Origin of the sequence: Stenotrophomonas sp. GD03958, from assembly GCF_029839005.1 — a bacterium.
Classification (GTDB): domain Bacteria; phylum Pseudomonadota; class Gammaproteobacteria; order Xanthomonadales; family Xanthomonadaceae; genus Stenotrophomonas; species Stenotrophomonas hibiscicola.
The window spans coordinates 33,518-53,488 of the sequence record NZ_JAOBZT010000006.1; the positions used below are offsets into that span (position 1 = coordinate 33,518).

Below are 19,971 nucleotides of genomic sequence, written 5' to 3' on the forward strand. Positions count from 1 at the left end.
ACAGGGGGCCATCTGCCCGGTGCCGCTCGCGCGGCCCAACCCTCCCGACGGCTACGCTGGCTTGGCAAACACATCCAGCCCCTTGCCCGTCTCCAGCAGCGACTTCAGGCTCGACAGCACGATCGGCCAGCCCTGGCGGATGCCGGTATCCATGCCGCTGCCCGGCTCCAGCTCCTCATGGGTAACCGTCAGCCGCACCATGTCCTGGTAGGGCACGATGTCGAAGGTGACCCGGCTGTAGGCGTCCGGGTTGTCGGCCTGCGAGGTGGCGGCCCAGGTGATGACCAGCCGCGAGGGCGGGGTACTTTCCACCACCTCGCCGACCAGTTCGACCGAGCGCGTTTCGTTGGCGCGCACATGCTGCCAGCGCGAGCCGGGCTTCCAGTCCGAGATGTTCTCGTGGCCCCAGTAACGGCGGGCGATCTCGGGGCGGGTGATGGCCTCGAACACCTTCTGTGGCGTGGAGGCGATGTAGATCACGTGGATGAAGCGGGTGGACTCTGCGGACATCGTCATTCTCCTTCCAGTTCGCGTTTCAGGTCATGCAGCAGGCTCAGGCGCTGCTGCTCGAACTTGCGTACCCAGCGCTCATAGACTTCATGCAGTGGCACCGGGTTGATGAAGTGCAGCTTCTCGCGGCCACGACGCACGGTGCTGATCAGGTTGGCGTCTTCCAGCAGGCCCAGGTGCTGGGTGACCGATTGCCGGGCCATGTCCAGGTGCTCGCACAGCTGACCGAGGGTCTGACCGTTGTCTTCGCAGAGCAGGTCCAGCAGCGTCCTGCGTGTGGGGTCGGCCAGGGCCTTGAACACCTTGTCTGCATTCATGCGGGGCGTCTTCAGTTCCAGTTGTCGATCCTGACGTCGCGGGGGTTGGGCTGGCCCTTGCCGGTTTCCAGCAGGGCTTTGAGGCTCATCAGGAACACCGCCCACTTGGTGCTGCAGTGGGAGGTGAACTCGACGCGTTCCTTCCAGCCTTCGTGGGTGAACAGCACGATGCAGTAGTCGCCTTCCTGCTTCAGCGCGAAGCGCACGTGGGTGCCGATCCATTCGGCAGGGCCGACCAGGAACTTCCAGAGAGCACCAGCTCACCGGGAATGAGCTGTTCCAGCTGCATTTCCATGGCGCCGATTTCCTGGCCGTTGTTGGTGAAACGGAGCTTTACCGTGCCGCCGACGTTGTAGTCGCCATGGGCGTCTTCTGCCCACCAGGCGGCGACGCCTTCGGGGGTGGCCAGTGCTTGATACATCTGGCTTGCGGGGGCCTTGATGCCGACCCGGTGTGCGATATCCACCATTGCAGGTTCCTCGCATGGGCCGGCAGGTGCCGCCCTTGAGTGGACTATATGCAGGTAACTACCTGCATGTCAAAACCGGCCATGAACGCCCGGATGTGGTAGTGCCGGCCGCTGGCCGGCATCCAGGTGGAGTTGGGTGCGTGCAGTTGCCGGCCAGCGGCCGGCAGTACCAGATGCTGCCCACCCGGCCGCGGATAGTTGACAGAGCGTCAACCTACTAGTAGGTTGACGGCATGAAAGAGCCGCTCTCGCCCAAGGCCCAAGAGATCCTGGCCCACGCCCGTTCGCTGCTGGAGGCTGGTGGCTACAACGGCTTCAGCTACGCCGACGTGTCGGCGCGGGTGAACATCAGCAAGGCCAGCATCCATCACCACTTCCCCAGCAAGGCGGACCTGGTGCGCACGGTGGTTGAGCTGTACCGGGCCGAGGCGCGCGAGGGCCTGGCGCTGCTGGATCGCCAGCTCGACGACCCGCTGCAGGAACTCAGCGCGTATGTGGAGTACTGGTCCAGCTGTATTGCAGGGGAGACGTCCTCGTTCTGCATCTGCGCGATGCTGGCCGCCGAGGCGCCGATGATTCCGCCGGAAATTGCCGAGGAAGTGCGTGGACATTTCGAGGACCTGAGCGGCTGGCTGGCCCTCACCCTGGAAAAGGGTGCGGCGCTTGGGCAACTGCGCCTGCAGGGTTCGGCGGCGGACGAGGCCAAGGCGTTCATGTCATCGGTGCATGGCGCGATGCTGGCCGCGCGCGGTTTCGGCGATGCGGCGACGTTTGCTGCGCTGGCACGGCTGGCCATCGCGCGGGTGAGCGCGGCGACCTGAGCGATGTGTGGTGGGCCTGCGGCGACGCGGGCCTTCTTTTTGAGTCCAATGCCTACCTACTAGTAGGTTAATACTGTTCCGGAGATATGTCCATGTCGCACCCTCTGTCCACGCTCGGCGTGATCCATACCGCTGTCAGCCTGATCCCGGTGTTGAGCGGCCTGTATGCCTTCATCCGCCACCGCGCAATCGATCCCGCCACCCGCGCGGGCAAGCTGTACCTGGTGGGGCTGGTGCTGTCGGTGGCCACCTCGTTCACCGTCTCCAGCACCGGGGGGCTCAATCCGGGCCACGCCTTCGGGGTGGTCGTGCTGCTGGTGGCATTCGGCGGCGTGCTGGCCGCGCGGCTGCGCTGGCTGGGGCGCGCCGCGCGTTACCTGTCGACCTTCGCACTGTCGTTCAGCTTCCTGCTCTCGTTGGTGCCCGGCGTCAACGAAACGCTGACCCGCTTGCCGGCAGCGCATCCGATTGCAGCGGCGCCGATGGCCCCGGTGGTGCTGCACACCCTGCTGGCCTGCCTGGTGGTGTTCGTGATCGGCTTTGCCGCGCAGTGCTGGAGGCTGCGAAACCGTGCCTTGGCAGGACGATCCTGAGACGCCGCCGGTCACCCCTGCGTGGCGAGTGCGGCCAGCAGTGCCACCGGTTCGATCAGTGCAGCCGAGCGCGCCGGGTCAAGTTGAATGTGCCCGCTGCAGAAGCCGAACGATTGGCCCGCGGCACGCTCGGGGACGCGTGTGGTCGCGTCGGGTGCCTCAATCTCCAGCACTTCGTCCACGGCCAGCGCCAGGGGTGCGGTGCCGGCGTTGATCAACAGCATGGCTGGGCTGCCACCCTCGAATGCCGGTTGGCCGCTCATGCGGCGCAGGTCGACGACGGGTAACGGTTGCCCACGGACCTCCAGGGTCGCCCTGCCATGGAGGTCTGCAGGGCTGAGTCTCTCCGGACCGCGAATTTCGACCGCCGCCTGGACGTCGATGGCGAACAGGACGGTGCCTGCACGCACGACGATGATCTCGAACAGGTCGGCAGGCGATGCGCGTGTTTCCGTTGCAGGGTGGGCGGGTACGGGCATGCGATGGGCGTGGCGAAGACAATGGGAAGGGGGATCTGGATGATGACGCCTGAACGCAGCGCGCGGCCGCGGCGGCGTGCGCGTGCAAGGCGACGGTTCAGTGTGTATCAGGCGTTTGCGCGTGGCGCGCCGACGCTGCCGACGCGTGGAAAATGCGGACGGAGCAGGCCGACGAGCTGGTCCATGCCCGGGATGGCGTGGCCGAACTCGTCCCAGCGCGCATTCACCAGGCCGGATACCACGATCTGTCCGGTCTCGATGTGGGTCATCGCCCAGTACGGAACGGCGCGGGCGCCGATTGCCATGTCCAGTACCGGGGCGACGGCGGCGTGCGAACGGCTGTCCTGGATGCGGCGCCTGACCGCCGCCATGCCATCGGGCGGGCCTTCGATGTACTGGAAAAACCGCTGGCCGTCGACGATCAGCGCACCGGTAACGTCCACCCGACGATTGAACGCGGCAGATTGCAAGACGATCTGGCGGAGGGCGTGATTGGACAGCCCAGCCGACATGCGGCTGGAGTAAGCAAATGCATGGAGCATGGAAGGGGCTTCTTGTGACGCACGTCACTATACGCACGCAAGCCCGCACCGTCGTGAGGCTTTGCTCACGCCACGCCTGGCACCGCGCACCGGGTCAACAGCCCACCAGGCGGTCGGCACCGAGACCGCTGCGGTGCTGGTTGCGGTACTCGGCAGGACTGGCGTCGACCTGGCCGCGGAAGTGCCGGCGGAAGGACTCCTGCGAGCCGAAGCCGGCTTGCTCGGCGATCCACTGCAGGGGCCGGTCGGTGGTTTCCAGCAGCTCGCGCGCGAAGGCCACGCGTTCGCGGATCAGCCAGTCGATGGGTGACAGGCCGGTGGCTTCCAGGAACTGCCGCTGCAGCGTGCGCTGGCTGAGCGCGGCCTGCTCGGCGAGGCTGCCGAGCGAGTGCGGCTCGCGCAGGTTGCGGCGCATCCATTCCATCAGTTTCGCCAGCCGCGTGGGCTCGCCGTTGGGAATGGCGCGGCTGACGCGCTGGCTGCGCCCGGCGTCGCGCCACGGCGCCAGCACCAGCCGTTCGGCCACCAGGTTGGCCACGCGCGCGCCGTAATCCTTGCGCACCATGTGCAGCATCATGTCCATGCCGGTGGCCGAGCCGGCCGAAGTGATGATGCTGCCGGTATCCACGTACAGCACATCCTCGCGCACATCGATGCGCGGGAAGTCACGTGCGAGTGCTTCGGTGAGGCGCCAGTGGGTTGTGGCCTGGCGGCCATCGAGCAGCCCGGCCCACGCCAGCACGAAGGCACCGGAGCAGATCGAAGCGATGCGCGCGCCACGGCCGTGGGCACGGATGAGTGCATCAAGCAGCGCCTGTGGCGGGCGCTCGCTGGGCTCGCGCCAACCGGGAATGACGATGATGTCGGCATCATCAACTGTGCTGAGGTCGTAGGGAAGCTGCACCTGCGTTCCGCCAAGCATGCGCAGCGCACCGGGTTCACCCGCGCACAGCTGGGTGCGATACCAGGCCACGCCGAGCTCGGGTCTTATCGGCGCGAACAGGCCCACCGCACAGCCGAATTCGAACAGCCCCTGGCCGTGGCAGGCGACGATGGCAACGAGCGGCGCAGCGGGGTCGGCGGGTGGGCTGGGCATGGCTTGATGCTACGGGTGCAGATGCATGGCGCTGAGTGGTGCGCGGGCATGAGGTGATGCCGACCAGGCATATGGAGCGGTCGCTCCCCTCTTGTAGAGCCGAGCCCACGCTCGGCTCAATACCGGCAGGGGGATGCATCTGACGCCGTCGCGAGGAGCAGCCGAGCGTGGGCTCGGCTCTACAGGCAGCCGCGCACCGTTGCGGCTGCCTAACCTCATTACCAGCAGTCATGTGGCTGGCCGGATATGACGGTTGGGTGACGCGATCGCGCCTGTCGCGGTGGGTGAACAGGCCCTTGAATGGAAGCGTGTTTCCGGCCCACCCCCACGAGCCCCCATGCCTGTCGCCCACGCCCCTGTCCTGAGCACTCTCGCTGTCCTGATCACAGCCATCCTCGCCGCTTCGCCCAGCCATGCGGCTGAAGCCGATGCGGATCCTGCTGCCGCCGCCGCGACGGCCAACGTGGCCGCGTCCACGCTGGATGCCGTGGTGGTGACCGGCTCGCGCACTAGTACGCGTACGGTGAAGAACAGTTCCACGCCGATCGACGTGATCTCCGCCGAAGACCTCACCGCGACCGGCCAGGCCAACCTGCTGGAAGCACTGCAGCGCGCACTGCCGTCGCTCAGCCAGATTGGTGGCTACCAGAGCGACCAGGAGAGCCTGATCCGTGGCTACCAGCTGCGCAACCTGTCGCCCGGCTACACGCTGGTGCTGGTGAACGGAAAGCGCCGCAATGCCAGTGCCTATGTGAGCGGTGCCAACGGCGGCGGCTTCCCAGGCCACGCCTGGGCCGACCTGGCGCTGATTCCGGTGTCGGCCATCGACCATGTGGAAGTGCTGCGTGATGGTGCGTCGGCCATTTATGGCTCCGATGCGATTACCGGTGTGGTCAACGTGATCCTGAAGTCGCAGGCGCACGGTGGCGAGTTTGCCGTGGAAAGCGGGCAGAGCATTGATGGCGATGGCTCGCGAACCAGCGTGCGTGCCAATGTGGGCCTGCCGTGGGGTACCGATGGCTTCGTCAACCTGTCCGGCGAGACCACGCGGCAGCACCACGCGATCCGTACCCGCCGTTACATCGATGGCTACCTGAGCTATCCGGCGGTGGATGCCAACGGCAACCTGGTCGCACTGCGTCCGAACAACCGGCTGCCGGCCGGTGCATCGCCGAACCCGGCCGAGGCCGACCGCGATGCCGAGGCCAACACCATCCTCAGTTCGCCATCGTATGCGCTGAAGGCCTTCGCAGTGAATGCGGGCCATGGCCTGGGCGAAAGCGCGCAGTTCTACGCTAACGCTACGGCCAGTGACCGCACCGCGCAGGCGATCCAGAACTTCCGTCTGCCGGCGACCATCTTCACCACTTACAAGGCTCCAGGCGTGCTGAGCGTGTTTCCCGATGGCTTCCTGCCGGTGCTGGAAACCAAGGAGAAGCAGTACACCGGCACCGCGGGCGTGAAAGGCCAGATCGCAGGCTGGGACTACGACGCCAGCCTTACCGGCAACCGCAGCACGGTGCGCACCTATACCCGCAACTCGGTGAACTACTCGCTGCCATACCCCGGTTCGCCTACCGACTTCTACGACGGCAAGCTGGACTACCAGCAGGGTATCGCCAACCTCGACCTGCGCCGTGGCTTCGAGGTGGCTGCGTTCGCCTCGCCGCTGGAAGTGAGCGCAGGTGCCGAGTACCAGCACGAACAGTACGAACGTGGGGCGGGGCAGTGGGAGTCGTATACCGGCTTTGGTGCTGCGGCCTTCGTCGGCTATTCCACTGCGGACGCGGTGAAGGCTACCCGCAACAGCAAGGCGGTCTATGTGGGCGCGGCCACCAATATCACCTCGCGCTGGTATCTGGATGCGGCCGCGCGCTGGGAAGATCACTCCGACTTCGGCAGTGTCTCCACCGGCCGCCTGACCACGCGCTTCGACTTCACCGACGCGCTGGGCGTGCGTGCCACGGTCAGCAACGGTTTCCACGCGCCCAGCCTGGGCGCGCAGTACTACCAGGCCACCGGCAGCTGCCCGTGCGGCACCACGCTGGTGGCGCAGGTGTCTTCGCCGGCGGCGGTTGCGCTGGGTGCGACGCCGCTGAAGCCCGAGAAAGCCACCAACTACAGCCTGGGCGTGACCTGGGACCCGAGCCCGGCGTTCCACCTGGCCGTGGATGCCTACCAGATCGACATCCGTGGCCAGCTCGGCCAGTCCAGCCAGATCGGCTACAACGCGCAGGATCCAGCGCGCATCACCGACAACAGCGGCACGGTGCTGACTGCGGCGCAGAAGAACACCATCGATGCGCTGCTGGGTTCGGCCGGCATCAGCATCCTGCCGGGTGATGCGTTCTATGCCAGCTACTTCACCAACGTGGGCAATACCCGCACACGCGGTGTCGAGCTGACCCTGGAGGCCAACCAGGAAACCGTGTGGGGCAAGCTGCGCTGGAGCTATGCGGCCAACGTGGGGCGCACCACCATCCAGAAGGTCAGCGACATTCCGGCGGCGCTGCAGGGGCTGCCGAACATCAACCTGCTGACCAAGAGCAGCGAGTACGCGCTGCGCTTCCGTACGCCCAGCTACACGCAGGTGGCGGGGTTGGGCTGGCAGAAAGGGCGCTGGCGCTCGAACGTCGACTTCACCTACTACGGCCCGATCAAGCGCCTGAACAACGGCGTGGAGTACAAACAGCCGCCGGTGCTGGTGACCAATCTCTCCGGTGGCGTGGAACTGGGTGCGGGCTGGAGTGCGGCGCTGGGCATCAACAACGTGTTCGACAAGCGCACCCGCAAGGTGCCGGAGTACGCGCGCAGTGCCACCGATGTGGCGAGCATCGAGACGACCTGGGACAACGGCGACGTGTTGAGCAACGTCGGCGCGTACTGGTACGGGCGGGTCAGTTACCGGTTTTGAGGATCACGCCAAAGGCGGCCGGACGTAGTTCGGCATCATCGAGGAGCAGTTCATGTCTTCTGCATTGAAGGTGGTGGCAGTGGTGGGGTCACCGACCAGCTCGGCGACGTCGCGCACGTTGCTGCTGGTGCGGCACTTGTTGGCGTCGTTGCAGCAGCGGGTGCATGCCAGCGTGGAGCTGGTGGAGCTGGCGCCGATCGCGCGTTCGCTGGGGCAGTCGCTGTCGCGCGATGAAGCGGAGCCAGCCGTAGAGCAGGCACTGCAGGCAATCGAGGCGGCCGGGCTGCTGGTGGTGGCGGCGCCGGTGTATCGCGGTTCCTATCCCGGGTTGTTCAAGCACCTGGTCGATTTCATCGGGCTGGAAGCGCTGGTGGATACGCCGGTGTTGCTGGCGGCGACCGGCGGCAGCGAGCGCCATGCGTTGGTGATCGACCACCAGTTGCGGCCGTTGTTCAGTTTCCTGCAGGCGCACACGCTGCCGATCGGGGTGTATGCCACGCCTGCCGACTTCGATGGCGAGCAGATCAACAGTGCAGCCTTGCAGGCGCGCATCGCACTGGCGGCCGAGCGCGCGGCAGGGCATCTGGCTTCGCAGGCGCTGGCGGTACCGGCGCCGCTGCGAAGGATCGCCTGACGGCATAACCGGCGGCGCTTTGCTTATGGCCAAGGCGCATCTGCATGGCCGGATCTGACCGCCGATTGTCGCCTGGCATCGCCGTGCCGACCGCCGTCATCTCTAGCATCGATATCGAAGCGGCATCGCATTGCCGCCCCCCGATGAGGACGACCCCGTGAGTCTGGACGCAACCGACAAGCCCATCCTGTTCCTGCTCGACCGTGAGTTCGAGGACGGACAGATTCCCGGCCAGCGCTTCTTCTGCCGGCACAGCCTGTTGCTGGAAGGTGCGCTGTCGAGCATCGAAGGCCTGGACGCGCAGCTGGACGTGCGCCGCATCGGTTTCGCACGGCCGCGCCGGGAGGTGATCGCCGAGATCGGCGAGCAGGACCAGTCGCTGCCGAAGCTGTTGCTGCCGCAGGGCGTGCGCAGTGACCTCGCGAGTGGCGTGCACCAGGACCGCCAGTACATCTCCGGTGCCGAGCCGATCCTGGCCGCGCTGAACGGGTTGCTCGGCATTCCCGTGGCCCATCCCTGAGCGAGGACGCGACCATGAGCTATCAGATCAGCGTGTTGGACAAGAGCCCGGTGGCCGAAGGCGCCTCGCCGGAGCAGGCGCTGCGCAACAGCCTGCAGCTGGCGCAGCGCGCCGAACAGCTGGGCTATCACCGCTACTGGTTTGCCGAGCACCATGCCGCGCCGACGTTGGCGAGTCCCGCACCGGAGGTGCTTGCGGCGTGGGTGCTGGCGCAGACCCGGCGCATCCGTGTCGGCAGCGGCGGGGTGATGCTGCGCCACTACGCGCCGTACAAGGTGGCGGAGAACTTCAACCTGCTGGCAGCGTTGGCGCCAGGGCGCGTGGATCTGGGCGTGGGCAAGGCACCGGGCGGCCTGCCAGCGTCGACTGCCGCGCTGGCGGCCGGGCGCCCGGCGTTCGCCGACTTCGACCAGCAACTGCGCGATCTTGAGGGCTATCTGTCCGGCGCCGAAGCCGATGTGCTGGCGCGGCCGGTTCCGCAGCAGGCGCCGGAGCGCTTCCTGCTCGGTGCCAGCCCGCAGAGTGCACGGCAGGCGGCCGAGCTGGGCTGGCGCTTCGTCTACGCCGCGCACTTCGATGGTGATCCGAAGCACATCGAGGCCGCGTTCGACGCCTACCGCAGAGTCGCCTCGCAGCCGCCGCTGCTGGCCACGGTGGCCTTCGCCGCACCGACTGCGGAAGTCGCTTCGCGCCATATCGGTGCGCTGCGCGTCTACAAGCTGCACCTCGGTCCCGGGCAGGCGGTGAACCTGCCCAGCGCCGAGGCAGCTGCCGAGTACGCGCGCCAGGTGGGGGTGGCCGACTTCCGCATCGAGGAGACGCGCCCCAGCGTGCTGTCCGGTGATGCGCAGCACGTGCGCGGCGAACTGGATGCGCTGCACCGGCGTTTCGGCGTGGGTGAATTCATCCTCGATGCACCGGTGGCCGACCTCGACGCACGCCTGACATCCCTTGAACTGCTGTCGCCCGCGCCGCGCGCGGCGGTGGCCTGACCTGCAGGAGAGATTCCCATGAGCACCACCCCGCGCCACATTCCGTTCGGCATCATGCTGCAGGGCCCCGGCAGCCACATGCATGCCTGGAAGCATCCGTCCAATCCGGCCGATGCCAGCGTCAACCTGCAGTTCTACATCGACATCGCGCGCACTGCCGAGGAAAACGGCATCGCCTTCGGCTTCGTTGCCGACGGCCTGTACATCAACGAAAAGTCCATCCCGCACTTCCTCAACCGCTTCGAGCCGATCTCGCTGCTCTCGGCGCTGGCCACGGCAACGAAGAAGATCGGCCTGGCCGGCACGCTGTCGACCTCGTACAGCGACCCGTTCACTGTCGCCCGCCAGTTCGCTTCACTGGATCTGCTCAGTGGCGGCCGCGCCGGCTGGAACGTGGTGACCTCGCCACTGGAGGGTTCGGGCCGCAACTACGGCCGGCCACACCCGGAGCATGCGCTGCGCTACCAGATCGCCGATGAGTATCTGGACGTCGTGCAGGGGCTGTGGGATTCGTGGGATGACGACGCCTTCGTGCGTGAGCGCGACAGCGGCACCTTCTTCGCATCGGAGAAATTCCGCCGCCTCGACCACAAGGGCCGCTTCTTCCAGGTGGAAGGCCCGCTCAACATCCAGCGTTCGCCGCAGGGACAGCCGGTAATCTTCCAGGCCGGTTCGTCTGACGACGGCATCGCGCTGGCCGGCAAGTACGCCGATGCGGTGTTCACCCATTCGCCGTCGCTGGAAGAAACCCGTGCATTCACCCAGAAGGTGAAGAACTCGGCGATCGCCCACGGCCGCAGCGGCAATGACGTGAAGATCTTCCCGGGCATCGGCCCCATCGTCGGCCGCACCGCCGAGGAGGCCGAGGCCAAGTATCAGGCGATTGCCGCGTTGGCCACGCTGGAGGATGCACTGGCGTACCTGGGGCGCTTCTTCGATCACCACGACTTCAGCCAGTACGACCCGGATGCACCGTTCCCGGAGCTGGGTGACATCGGCAGCAATTCGTTCCGTTCCACCACCGACCGCATCAAGCAGGATGCGCGTGAGAAGGGCCTGAGCCTGCGCCAGGTGGCGTTGGAAGCGGTGAGCCCGCGACCAAACTTCATCGGCACGCCGGAGCACGTGGCCGATGAGCTGATCCGCTGGTTCGACGCCGGTGCCAGCGACGGCTTCATCCTCGGTTTTGCGGCGCAGCGCGAAGGCCTGGACGATTTCGTGACCCAGGTGCTGCCGATCCTGCAGGCGCGCGGTTACCACCAGCGCGAGCTGGAGGGGCAGACCCTGCGCGAACATCTGGGCCTGCCCTACAAGGCCAGCCGTCATTCGACCGATGCCGAGCCGGCGCGGAAGGCGGGGTAGGGCAATGAGCGGAGAAACTGCGGCAGCACCGGGCCATGCCCGGCGGGATTCCCAAACGACTGGCGTATTGCCCGAGATCGCGGCACGCGCCGAGGCAACCATCGCGATCCGCCATGACCTGCACCGCCACCCGGAGCTGGCCTTCGAGGAGCGCCGCACCAGCGCCCGTGTGGCCGAGTTGCTGCAGCAGTGGGGCTATGAGGTGACCACCGGTCTCGGCGGCACCGGCGTGGTCGGCACGTTGCAGCGTGGGCAGGGCGGCCGTCGGCTGGGGCTGCGTGCGGACATCGATGCCTTGCCGATCCACGAAGACTCGGGGCTGGCCTACGCCAGCCAGACCGACGGCCTGATGCATGCCTGCGGTCATGATGGTCACACCGCCATCCTGCTGTCCGCCGCGCATTACCTGGCCCATCACGGCAATATCGACGGCACCTTGCAGCTGGTGTTCCAGCCAGCCGAGGAAACCGGCTCGGGTGCATCGAAGATGATTGCCGACGGCCTGTTCGAGCGCTTCCCGGTGGATGCGATCTATGGGCTGCACAACTGGCCCGGCGTACCGGTCGGCCACTTCGGCTTCGTCGACGGCCCGGCGATGGCGTCGGTCGACTGGGCGCGGCTGAAGGTGATCGGCAAGGGCGGCCACGGTGCCGAGCCGCAAGGCAGCGTGGACCCGATCCTGGTCGCCGCGCACATCATCACTGCATTGCAGAGTGTGGTGTCGCGCAATGTCGACCCGCGGCAGATGGGCGTGGTCACCGTCGGTTCGATCCACGGTGGGCAGGCCGCCAATGTGATTCCGGACGTGGTCGAGCTGAAGCTGACCGTGCGCGCATACCTGCCCGAGGTGCGCGACACGCTGCGCCGCCGGGTGACCGGGATTGCCGAGCAGACCGCTGCCGCTTTCGGGGCACGCGCCGAAATCGAGTTCCCGCGTGGCTTCCCCAGCGTGATCAACCACCCGCAGCAGACCGCCTACATCCGCGACGTGGCCGTACAGGGCTTCGGCCACGAACAGGTGGTGCCGGAGTTCGCGCCGCGCACCGCCAGCGAGGACTTCGCTTTCCTGTTGCAGGCACGGCCCGGGAGTTTCGTGTTCGTCGGCAACGGCGACAGCGCACCGTTGCACAGCCCGCGCTATGTGTTCAACGACGCCGCCATTGCACCCGCTGCCAGCCTGTGGGCGCGGCTGGCCGAAGACTATCTGGTGAAGGACGTGGCATGAGCAGCAACGAACGCTTTCTCTATACCTCGGTGGATGACCCACTGGCGCGGCCGCTGTTCGATGGCCTGGAGCAGGAGTACGACAGCCGCTACGCCGACGTGCGTCGCCGCATCGGCGGCAGCGCCCGCGAGGAGCTGCAGCGCTACCCGGCGCAGGCCTTCGCCGCACCGGTAGGGGCGTTCGTGCTGCTGCTGCGTGATGGCGCTGCCATCTCGGGTGGCGCCTTCATGCCGCACCGCGATCCGGACACTGCCGAATTCAAGCGGATCTGGACGCTGCCGGGGCTGCGCCGCCAGGGCATCGCGCGGCGCGTGCTGCAGGAGCTGGAAGAGCAGGCTGCGCGGCAAGGGTACCGGCGGGTGTTCCTGACCACCGGCTTCCGCCAGCCTGAAGCTGTTGGTCTGTACCTCAGCCACGGTTACACCGCGCTGTTCGATCTGAATGCTGACCCGGAAACCGTTGCGCATCTGCCGTTCGAGAAGCACCTGCGGGCGACGACGCCTGTCGTTACCCCTGCACAGGTACTGCTGCACGGAGCCCACGCATGAGCACACCGTCGACCGCGCTGGAGGGCATCGCCGCTCGTCCGGCGCCCGGACCGGCACTGAAGATCGTGCCGGCCCGGCATCCGCTGCAGGTCTTCGGCACGGTACTGGCACTGGCGCTGATCCTGATCGGGCTGCAGTCCGTGCTGGGCAATCCGCGCTGGGGCTGGGGCACCTTCGCCGAATGGTTCTTCGCACGCCCGGTACTGGAAGGCCTGGGTCGCACGCTGCTGCTGACCGCGCTCGGTACCGGCCTCGGCTTCGCACTGGGCACCTTGCTTGCGTTGGCCCGCGTCTCCGGTTCGCCGCTGCTGTCAGCGGTGTCGTGGGGCTATGTGTGGCTGTTCCGTTCGATCCCGTTGCTGGTGCTGTTGTTGCTGCTGAACAACCTGGGCTACCTGTACAGCACCATCGAACTGGGCGTGCCGTTCACCGGCATCAGCCTGTTCTCGTACCCGACCACGCAGCTGATCGGTGTGTTCACCGCCGCGGTGCTGGGCCTGACCCTGAACCAGGCGGCGTTCTCGGCCGAGGTGATCCGCGGTGGCATTCTTTCGGTCGACCACGGCCAATACGAGGCCTCGGCCGCGCTTGGCCTACCGCGGGGCCGCCAGGTGCGCCGCATCATCCTGCCGCAGGCAATGCGCTCGATTCTGCCGGCCGCGTTCAACGATGTGATCGGCCTCGCCAAAAGCACTTCGGTGGTCTACGTGCTGGCGTTGCCGGAGCTGTTCTACACCGTGCAGGTGATCTACCGCCGTAACCTGGAAGTGGTGCCGCTGCTGATGGTGGCCACGGTCTGGTACCTGGTGATCCTGACCGTACTTTCACTGCTGCAGCGGCGCGTGGAACAGCGCTTCGCGCGCGGCCAGCTGCAGCGCGAGCGCTCGGTGTCGCGGGTGTCGTCACCGGTGCGGACATCCAGTGATGCTGCGCCGCGCGTGGCCAACCGCCCGCGCATCGCCACCCAGGTGGAAGCGGGCGAGGGTGCGGCGGTATCGCTGCGTGGCGTGGGCAAGGTGTTCGGCGATCAGCCGGTGCTGGAAGACGTGAACCTGGAGCTGCGCGCCGGCAGCGTGACGGTGCTGATCGGCCCGTCCGGCGCCGGGAAATCCACGCTGCTGCGGTTGATCAACCACCTGGAACGTGCCGACAGCGGCTACGTGACCGTCGGCGGCCAGCTGATCGGTTACCGCCGCGAGGGTGACACGTTGTACGAACTTCCCGAGCGCGAGATCCGCCGTCGGCGTGCCGAGGTGGGCATGGTGTTCCAGGGCTTCAATCTGTTCCCGCACCTGACCGCATTGGAGAACATCATCGAGGCGCCAATCGCGGTGCGCGGCGTGCCGCGTGCGCAGGCCGAGCGGCAGGCGCGCACGCTGCTGGAGCGGGTCGGCCTGGCCGACAAGGCCGATGCGTTCCCGCGCCAGCTGTCCGGTGGCCAGCAGCAGCGCATCGCGATTGCCCGCGCGCTGGCGCTGCAGCCGAAGGTGCTGCTGTTTGACGAACCCACGTCGGCGCTGGACCCGGAACTGGTGGCGGAGGTGCTGAGCGTGATCGAGGAACTGGCCCGTTCGGGTACCACGCTGGTGATCGTCACCCATGAGCTGAGCTTCGCCCGCCGCGTGGCCGACCACGTGGTGATGATGGACCAGGGCCGGGTGATCGAGCAGGGCACGCCCGAGGCCCTGTTCGAGCGCCCGCGCCAGCAACGCACCGCCGATTTCCTGGCCAAGACCCTGTAACCCTCAAGGAATGCCATGAGCCCTGCAGCACCCCGTCGCCCCTCACGCAGCACCTTGTTGATCGCAGGCGTGCTGGTCGTCGGCATCGCCGGCATCGTCTACTCGCGCGTGCGCCAGACCCCGGATGCCGGCGCCGTGGCCGCGACCAGCCTGGCCGGCGCGAACACCGCCATCCTGAAGGGCACGCTCGACCCGAAGGCGCAGGCCTTGATTCCGGCTCGCTACCGCTTCGTCACGCCGGGGGCGTTCACCGTGGCGACCCATCCGGGGCAGCTGCCGCTGGCCGACTACGGCGCCGACAGCAAGGACGTGGTCGGCATCGAGCCGGACATCGCGCGCCTGATCGCCGATGCGCTGGGCCTGAAGCTGGTGGTCGTGCCGGTGGCCTGGGCCGACTGGCCGCTGGGGCTGGAATCGGGCAAGTACGATGCGGTGCTGTCGAACGTGACGGTCACCGAGGAGCGAAAGAAGAAGTTCGATTTCTCCAGCTACCGTTACGACCTGCTGGGCATCTACACGCGCAGCGACGGGCCCATCCAGAAGATCGAAAAGCCGGCCGACGTTGCCGGGCTGAAGGTGGTGGTCGGTGCCAGCACCAACCAGGATCAGATCCTGCGGCAGTGGGACCAGCAGAACATCGCTGCCGGCTTGAAGCCGGTGGAGTACCAGTACTTCGATGACGCGGTGGTCGGCCGGTTGGCGGTGATCACCGGGCGGGCCGATGTCTCGTTCGAGCCCAATGCCACCGGCGCGTACTCGGCACGCGACGGCAAGGTGCGGCGCGCGGGCCTGTTCCCCGGTGGCTGGCCGAACGCTGCGGCGATCTCGGTGACCACCCGCAAGGGGAGCGGCCTGGCTGATGCGGTGACGCAGGCGCTGAACACGCAGATTGCCAGTGGTACCTATGCGCAGGCGCTGAAGCGATGGAACGTGGCCGAGGAAGCCGTGCCGCAGTCGCAGACCAACCCGCCGGGATTGCCAACGTTGCAATGACACCGGGCGTGGCCCGGCGCTACCTCCGTCTTTGTAGAGCCGAGCCATGCTCGGCCGCTTTACCAACGCGCTTCCAGCGTTCTGAACGGTTTCGCCAGGCGCACGCCCTCGGCGTCGAAGTCGGAAACGCTACGCCCATCCACACGCACCGTCTTCGGCATGGTGCGCGCCGGCCACCAGACCTTCAATGCCGTCCCGCTGCGCAACCCCTTGCCCAGCGTGACCGTCAGCATGCCGTCGCGCTGCCGCGCCTGCATCTGCAGCGTGCCATACGCTGTCGGCAGGCGTTCCACAGCCAACCCATCGCCCCCCACCCACGACGGCGGCGTGCCCGGCAGCAATGACAACGCATCATCGTCTTCGCGCATCAGCATGCCGAACAGCGTGCGGCCGTACTCGGCACCAATCCAGGTATGCGGCATGTCGCCCAGGTAACGCGGAAAACGTAGGCGTGAGTGCACGACCTCAGCCAGCACCTGCCACTCAAGCGGGCGCCGATCATGCAGCAGTCCCTGCAGCAGCTCATCGGCCACCTGCGGCTGGCCCAGGTGCACATAGCTCAGCACGTTGCGGATCTCGTACGGCGTGTAGGCATACAGCGCACCGGGCTGGCTGCGCTTGCGCACGTCATCGAGATAGCGGGCGAAGGTGGTACGCAAGGCTTCTGCGGGCAGTACGCTCTGCGCCCCGGTGGGGTCCAGCGCGATCGATACGCCGGTGGGATCGCCATCGCCCAGGTCGGCCGAGGAGGGAATGAAGTCGATGCCCTTCCACGCCATCGTCGCCCGGATCGAGGCGTGCAGCGCGTCGTAAAGCAGTTTGTACTGTTCGCGTGCCCACACTGCGGTCTCGTGGTCGCCCAGCGATTCGGCCAGCCACGCGCCGTCGTGCCAGCCCTTCAGGCCCCAATAGTCGTCCCAGTAGCTGTGGGTGGGAGACGGATAACCCTCATGGCTGATCGACGGCGCAAGAATGCCCGCGAAGCGCTCCGGCGCTGGCTGGTCGGCCTTGTAGCCGGGCGCCAGCGTGCGTTCGCGCAGTTCCTGCAGGAAGTGCAGCGCGGCCTTCACCTTGGGCAGGTAGGCACGCACCGATTCCGGTCCACCATCCAGGCGCGCGACATCGGCCACCAACGCGACGTACTGCCCTTGGCTGTCGTACTCGATGTCCGATCCAAAGCCGGTGTTGACACTGCCATCGTCGTTGAGGATCGGCGAGACCAGGCCGTTGGCATGCACGCCGTGTTCGCTGTACCAGGCCAGGTAGTCGCGCGCGACGCGTGCTTCGCCCATGCGCAGCAGCACCGCCGAGGTGGCCATGCCGTCGCGGATGAAGGAGCGGTTGTAGTTGCGGGGCCCGGGCTGCATGGCCGGGCCGGTCTGGTTGATCAGCATGTAGGCGGCCTGCGCGCGCAGCATGTCGACCAGTGAGGGATCGGGCAGGCGCAGCCCGACCTGGCCCAGCCGTGCCTGCCAGTCCGCAGAGGCCTGCGTGGCCAGGGAATCGAACGCGGCATTGGCATCGTTGGGCAGCGCAGCCAGATCAAGCGCAGGCGCTTCGGGCAGCATGCCGTTGGCATCGCCGGCGGCAGTGCCCAGCGGGAACGCGACCACGATGGCATCGCTGGCGCCCGGTGCCAGTGATACACGGTAGTTCAACGCAGCCGAGGCAAGACCCTCGTCGTCGCGCGCCTGTTGCGTGGAGGGCAGCTGGCCGGCAGCGAGGATCGCGGTGATTTCCGTTGCGCCATCCCTGCCGAACGGCGCCGCGCCGGACGCAGCCACTGGCGTGAGCGACTGCAGCAGCATGCGGCCATTGATGCGCACGGATTGCCTGTCGATGGCCACATCGCGGATCGGCGACAGCCCGCCGTTCTGCCATGGCGGGTTCATCTGCATCGGGCGCACGACCAGGCTGAGCGTGCCGTCGATCCGGGTCCTGCCGGTGTTGTGCAGGCGATGGCGGAGGAAGGTCACCGGCTGGCCACCACGTTCGATGGCAAACACTTCGCTGCGCAGTTCCAGCCCGGGCTGCGGCGACCAGGTGGCGGAGGGCATCGGCTTCCAGCCATCACGCAATGCATGCTGCACGTTCTGCCCGGCGGCACCTGCAGTGCTCCCATTGGCGCTGCGCCAGATCGGCTGCACCAGCGGCGCTCCCTTGAACGCTTCCAGGTTGCCGTACTCGTCGAAGATCGATTTCTGTCGTCCGCCATGCACGCCGACCGCAGTCCAGTAGGTCTGCTGCATCTGCAGCGAGGCCGGGAACAACGCGCGCTGCGCACCACTGGCGGCGATCTGGTACTGCTTCATCGGTGTCATTACGGCTTTGGGGCCGAGCAGGCGCAGTCGCGCCACCTGCGGTGCGGCGCCGTCCACGCTCAGCCGGAACGCCCGCAGGGATTGGGCGTTATCTGCGGCCAGCCAGCTCTGCCGATGACTGGCCGCCTGAGCGTCGTGCGCCCAGTCGTGCCAGCGACCCCGGCCGTCCTGCGCCTGTAAACGGGCAGCGCCGCGCGCGCCATCAGCCCATTCAACCAGCAGACCCGCAGTAGGTTGAGCGCGGGGCAGCGTGATCTCAAGCGCGTGGGATCCATTCGTGCCGGCCGGAATCGCGACGGTGCCGCCGCCTTGCCAGAGTGCCGCTGCCTGCATTGCATCCACGCCGCTGACGCGTGCGCTGAGCGTGCTGTCCAGTGGCTCCAGCTCGAAGATCGACACGCCCCAATCGGAGGTGCGCTGCGGGCTGGCCAGCCGCAGGTAGCGCGCCTGCCGCGGCGCGAAGTACAGCGTTTCCACATCGCCCAGTGAATCGGCCATGGTGTACGCGGTATGCCACTGCGTGCCATCCATTGAGGTCTGCAGTGAATAGCCTTCCGGGTTGGAGACATCCCAGGTGAGGCGGGCGCCCGCCAGCTGGGTGGGCGCGCCCAGGTCGATCTGGAACCAGTGGCCGGGGCTGAAGGCGCCGCCGGTGACGGTCTTCGGATCGCCGTCGATCAGGTGGCCGATCGCCATCGCCGGCACCTGCTGCGAGGAACTGCTGGCCTGCCATTGGCTGCGCGGGGGGAGGGTCTGTGCCTGCGCGCTGTAGGCCAGCGCGGCCAACAGCAGGGCCGCGGCAGGACCCAACTGGAAAAGCGGGGTGGAGACCTTGGAGCGTTCGGCGCGCAACGTCATTACGGACAGCCTCGCAGGTTCGGCCGGAATCGGGCGAGCGCTACGCTAGCAAGGGATGTAATCGGTTACATGACGCACTGCAATAGCGCCAGGCTGTGCGTGGCGTGTCGGAGGCATGACCGCGTTGACGGCTATGGCTCTGGACGCGCGCCCTGGAAGGGCTAGCTTGGGTGGAGGCCAAGGAGTTCAATATTAGGTTGTCATTTGACAACCTTCGTTGGGCAGGTGCAGACTTCGGAGAAGGCGGATGTCTCGTGTGCGTCACCCCGACAAGGACATTGAAGCCGCATTGCGATTTGCGGAAGCAAGGGGTTGGAGATTGCGGGTAGGCGGCAGCCATGCGTGGGGGCGGATGTACTGCCCCTACAACGACAGCAAATGCCGGTGCGGGGAATTCTGCGTCGTGAGCATCTGGAGCACGCCACGCAACACCTGCAATCACGCCAGAGCGCTGCGCCGTGTGGTCGAGAACTGCAGCCGTGAGCAATGAGAACGGTGCGAGCCGAAACGAGGTGGGCAGATGATGGAATTCAATTTCACCCTGAAGTATCGCCTGCCGGACGCGTACGACGATGGCGGCATGCTGGAGCAGCGACTTGTGGAAACGGGTTGCGATGATGCGCTGCTGGGCATCGGGCGACCCGGCCGGATGGCGCTGGCATTCTGTCGTGAGGCTGACAATGCCGGTGCTGCCCTGGCGTCGGCATTGGGCGATGTACAGCGTGCCGTCCCGGGGGCCGAGCTGGTCGAAGTAAGCCCCGATCTGGTGGGGTTGACCGATGTGGCGGACCTGTTAGGGGTATCGCGCCAGAACATGCGCAAGCTGATGCTGGCCAACCCGCAGTCATTTCCTTCACCGGTCCACGAAGGGACGACGTCGATCTGGCATCTGGCTGACATCCTCGACTGGCTGCAGGCGCGCGGCAGTGGGAAAGTCACCTCGGAAATGGCGGAGCTTGCTACCGCGGCGCTGCAGCTCAACCTGGCCCGCGAAGGGCGCAGGTTGCAGCCAAAGGTGTAGTGCGGGCCACGGCC

Annotated in this window: 19 protein-coding genes and 1 pseudogene; 13 read left to right on the forward strand and 7 right to left on the reverse strand. The window is 66.8% G+C overall.

Translation table 11 applies throughout. The features are described from left to right. Positions 1–51 precede the first annotated feature (51 nt). From N5C25_RS03270 to N5C25_RS20485, 3 genes and pseudogenes are all read right to left on the reverse strand, one after another. Positions 52–510 (reverse strand): SRPBCC family protein, encoded by a 459-nt coding sequence (locus tag N5C25_RS03270; RefSeq protein WP_058982588.1) that lies wholly within the window; start codon positions 508–510, stop codon positions 52–54. Between the two features lie 2 nt (positions 511–512). Continuing rightward, positions 513–827 (reverse strand): metalloregulator ArsR/SmtB family transcription factor, encoded by a 315-nt coding sequence (locus tag N5C25_RS03275; protein ID WP_005416268.1) that lies wholly within the window; start codon positions 825–827, stop codon positions 513–515. Positions 828–838: 11 nt separating this feature from the next. Continuing rightward, positions 839–1,296 (reverse strand): annotated as a pseudogene (locus N5C25_RS20485) (SRPBCC domain-containing protein). A gap of 233 nt (positions 1,297–1,529) precedes the next feature. On the opposite strand from N5C25_RS20485, the gene N5C25_RS03290 reads away from it, so the two are divergent. Together N5C25_RS03290 and N5C25_RS03295 are read left to right on the forward strand one after the other, a co-directional pair. Next, a complete protein-coding gene (locus N5C25_RS03290; RefSeq protein WP_058982591.1) occupies positions 1,530–2,117 on the forward strand; it encodes a TetR/AcrR family transcriptional regulator in 588 nt (195 codons plus the stop codon). 92 nt (positions 2,118–2,209) lie between these two features. Beyond that, complete coding sequence (locus tag N5C25_RS03295; RefSeq protein WP_058982594.1) at positions 2,210–2,710, forward strand: hypothetical protein; 501 nt, start codon at positions 2,210–2,212, stop codon at positions 2,708–2,710. 11 nt (positions 2,711–2,721) lie between these two features. On the opposite strand, the gene N5C25_RS03300 is transcribed toward N5C25_RS03295, so the two are convergent. The 3 genes from N5C25_RS03300 to ftrA all read right to left on the reverse strand — a co-directional run bounded on the left by N5C25_RS03300 (position 2,722) and on the right by ftrA (position 4,827). Then, the gene (locus tag N5C25_RS03300; protein ID WP_058982596.1) at positions 2,722–3,189 is read right to left on the reverse strand and encodes a chemotaxis protein CheW; all 468 of its coding nucleotides are present in this window, start codon (positions 3,187–3,189) and stop codon (positions 2,722–2,724) included. Between the two features lie 107 nt (positions 3,190–3,296). Then, positions 3,297–3,731: a BLUF domain-containing protein gene (locus N5C25_RS03305; protein ID WP_058982597.1), complete on the reverse strand. Its 435-nt coding sequence runs from the start codon at positions 3,729–3,731 to the stop codon at positions 3,297–3,299. A 94-nt stretch (positions 3,732–3,825) separates the two neighbouring features. Beyond that, entirely contained in the window at positions 3,826–4,827 is a 1,002-nt protein-coding gene (gene ftrA, locus N5C25_RS03310) for a transcriptional regulator FtrA (RefSeq protein WP_279936407.1), read from the reverse strand. A gap of 337 nt (positions 4,828–5,164) precedes the next feature. Between ftrA and N5C25_RS03315 the strand changes: the two genes are divergently transcribed. The 9 genes from N5C25_RS03315 to N5C25_RS03355 all read left to right on the forward strand — a co-directional run bounded on the left by N5C25_RS03315 (position 5,165) and on the right by N5C25_RS03355 (position 15,757). Continuing rightward, a complete protein-coding gene (locus N5C25_RS03315) occupies positions 5,165–7,741 on the forward strand; it encodes a TonB-dependent receptor (protein ID WP_279936408.1) in 2,577 nt (858 codons plus the stop codon). 52 nt (positions 7,742–7,793) lie between these two features. Continuing rightward, complete coding sequence (gene msuE, locus N5C25_RS03320; protein ID WP_024956916.1) at positions 7,794–8,375, forward strand: FMN reductase; 582 nt, start codon at positions 7,794–7,796, stop codon at positions 8,373–8,375. A 157-nt stretch (positions 8,376–8,532) separates the two neighbouring features. Further along, positions 8,533–8,895, forward strand: a complete 363-nt coding sequence (locus N5C25_RS03325; protein ID WP_279936409.1) for a DUF3088 family protein — start codon at positions 8,533–8,535, stop codon at positions 8,893–8,895. A 14-nt stretch (positions 8,896–8,909) separates the two neighbouring features. Then, on the forward strand, positions 8,910–9,887 hold the full coding sequence (locus N5C25_RS03330; RefSeq protein ID WP_279936410.1) for an LLM class flavin-dependent oxidoreductase: 978 nt from the start codon (positions 8,910–8,912) through the stop codon (positions 9,885–9,887). A gap of 18 nt (positions 9,888–9,905) precedes the next feature. Then, on the forward strand, positions 9,906–11,249 hold the full coding sequence (locus tag N5C25_RS03335) for an LLM class flavin-dependent oxidoreductase (RefSeq protein WP_279936411.1): 1,344 nt from the start codon (positions 9,906–9,908) through the stop codon (positions 11,247–11,249). Positions 11,250–11,253: 4 nt separating this feature from the next. After that, positions 11,254–12,474, forward strand: a complete 1,221-nt coding sequence (locus N5C25_RS03340; RefSeq protein ID WP_345781908.1) for a M20 aminoacylase family protein — start codon at positions 11,254–11,256, stop codon at positions 12,472–12,474. Further along, complete coding sequence (locus N5C25_RS03345; protein ID WP_279936413.1) at positions 12,471–13,022, forward strand: GNAT family N-acetyltransferase; 552 nt, start codon at positions 12,471–12,473, stop codon at positions 13,020–13,022. Before N5C25_RS03340 ends, N5C25_RS03345 begins: the two co-directional genes overlap by 4 nt. Then, positions 13,019–14,764, forward strand: a complete 1,746-nt coding sequence (locus tag N5C25_RS03350; protein WP_279936414.1) for an amino acid ABC transporter permease/ATP-binding protein — start codon at positions 13,019–13,021, stop codon at positions 14,762–14,764. Before N5C25_RS03345 ends, N5C25_RS03350 begins: the two co-directional genes overlap by 4 nt. Positions 14,765–14,779: 15 nt before the next feature. Continuing rightward, complete coding sequence (locus tag N5C25_RS03355; RefSeq protein WP_279936415.1) at positions 14,780–15,757, forward strand: ABC transporter substrate-binding protein; 978 nt, start codon at positions 14,780–14,782, stop codon at positions 15,755–15,757. Between the two features lie 59 nt (positions 15,758–15,816). On the opposite strand, the gene N5C25_RS03360 is transcribed toward N5C25_RS03355, so the two are convergent. After that, positions 15,817–18,936 (reverse strand): discoidin domain-containing protein, encoded by a 3,120-nt coding sequence (locus tag N5C25_RS03360; RefSeq protein ID WP_279936416.1) that lies wholly within the window; start codon positions 18,934–18,936, stop codon positions 15,817–15,819. 247 nt (positions 18,937–19,183) lie between these two features. Between N5C25_RS03360 and N5C25_RS03365 the strand changes: the two genes are divergently transcribed. Further along, positions 19,184–19,426, forward strand: a complete 243-nt coding sequence (locus N5C25_RS03365) for a hypothetical protein (RefSeq protein WP_100053209.1) — start codon at positions 19,184–19,186, stop codon at positions 19,424–19,426. Positions 19,427–19,459: 33 nt separating this feature from the next. Further along, a complete protein-coding gene (locus N5C25_RS03370; RefSeq protein WP_071305819.1) occupies positions 19,460–19,957 on the forward strand; it encodes a DNA-binding protein in 498 nt (165 codons plus the stop codon). The last annotated feature ends 14 nt before the right edge of the window (positions 19,958–19,971 follow it).

Coding starts and splice junctions, on each gene's coding strand:
- N5C25_RS03340 (WP_345781908.1), top strand. CDS start 11,254: ATGAGCGGAGAAACTGCGGCAGCACCGGGCCATGCCCGGCGGGATTCC.
- N5C25_RS03365 (WP_100053209.1), top strand. CDS start 19,184: ATGTCTCGTGTGCGTCACCCCGACAAGGACATTGAAGCCGCATTGCGA.
- N5C25_RS03315 (WP_279936408.1), top strand. CDS start 5,165: ATGCCTGTCGCCCACGCCCCTGTCCTGAGCACTCTCGCTGTCCTGATC.
- N5C25_RS03370 (WP_071305819.1), top strand. CDS start 19,460: ATGGAATTCAATTTCACCCTGAAGTATCGCCTGCCGGACGCGTACGAC.
- N5C25_RS03350 (WP_279936414.1), top strand. CDS start 13,019: ATGAGCACACCGTCGACCGCGCTGGAGGGCATCGCCGCTCGTCCGGCG.
- N5C25_RS03360 (WP_279936416.1), bottom strand. CDS start 18,936: ATGACGTTGCGCGCCGAACGCTCCAAGGTCTCCACCCCGCTTTTCCAG.
- N5C25_RS03345 (WP_279936413.1), top strand. CDS start 12,471: ATGAGCAGCAACGAACGCTTTCTCTATACCTCGGTGGATGACCCACTG.
- N5C25_RS03305 (WP_058982597.1), bottom strand. CDS start 3,731: ATGCTCCATGCATTTGCTTACTCCAGCCGCATGTCGGCTGGGCTGTCC.
- N5C25_RS03330 (WP_279936410.1), top strand. CDS start 8,910: ATGAGCTATCAGATCAGCGTGTTGGACAAGAGCCCGGTGGCCGAAGGC.
- N5C25_RS03300 (WP_058982596.1), bottom strand. CDS start 3,189: ATGCCCGTACCCGCCCACCCTGCAACGGAAACACGCGCATCGCCTGCC.
- msuE (WP_024956916.1), top strand. CDS start 7,794: ATGTCTTCTGCATTGAAGGTGGTGGCAGTGGTGGGGTCACCGACCAGC.
- N5C25_RS03295 (WP_058982594.1), top strand. CDS start 2,210: ATGTCGCACCCTCTGTCCACGCTCGGCGTGATCCATACCGCTGTCAGC.
- N5C25_RS03275 (WP_005416268.1), bottom strand. CDS start 827: ATGAATGCAGACAAGGTGTTCAAGGCCCTGGCCGACCCCACACGCAGG.
- N5C25_RS03270 (WP_058982588.1), bottom strand. CDS start 510: ATGTCCGCAGAGTCCACCCGCTTCATCCACGTGATCTACATCGCCTCC.
- ftrA (WP_279936407.1), bottom strand. CDS start 4,827: ATGCCCAGCCCACCCGCCGACCCCGCTGCGCCGCTCGTTGCCATCGTC.
- N5C25_RS03355 (WP_279936415.1), top strand. CDS start 14,780: ATGAGCCCTGCAGCACCCCGTCGCCCCTCACGCAGCACCTTGTTGATC.
- N5C25_RS03290 (WP_058982591.1), top strand. CDS start 1,530: ATGAAAGAGCCGCTCTCGCCCAAGGCCCAAGAGATCCTGGCCCACGCC.
- N5C25_RS03335 (WP_279936411.1), top strand. CDS start 9,906: ATGAGCACCACCCCGCGCCACATTCCGTTCGGCATCATGCTGCAGGGC.